Annotated in this window: 1 protein-coding gene; it reads left to right on the top strand. The window is 51.5% G+C overall.

Translation table 11 applies throughout. From position 1 onward, the window contains the following. Window positions 1–301, top strand: a 301-nt coding sequence (locus C661_RS23810; protein WP_157785715.1) for a RuBisCO small subunit-like domain-containing protein, incomplete at its 5' end; no start/stop codon positions are given. Window positions 302–367: the final 66 nt, after the last annotated feature.

Below are 367 nucleotides of genomic sequence, written 5' to 3'. Positions count from 1 at the left end.
GCAACTCCTGAAGCAAATCGATTTCCTTCTACAGAACAAGTGGATCCCTTGCCTTGAGTTCACCCTCAAGAACCCGTACCCGTACCGCGAGAACAACAGGTCGCCCGGTTACTACGACGGGCGTTACTGGACCATGTGGAAGCTGCCCATGTTCGGCTGCACCGACTCGGTTCAGGTCGCCAACGAGCTGGACGAGGCCGTCAAGGCATACCCACAAGGCTTCGTCAGCATCATCGGATTCGACAACGTTCGCCAAGTCCAGTTAATCGCCTTCATCGCCTACAAGCCAGAAGGCTACTAAGAATTAAAGAAAGAATGAAATCAATCCTGCCTGCTGTTTAGGGTTTTCTTCTTCTTCTTCTTCTTC

The sequence above is a fragment of the Clostridium tunisiense TJ genome, assembly GCF_000300195.1.
GTDB lineage: Bacteria > Bacillota > Clostridia > Clostridiales > Clostridiaceae > Clostridium_J > Clostridium_J tunisiense.
Note: the sequence above shows the minus strand (reverse complement) of the source record. Positions and strands in the feature narration are given on the sequence as shown.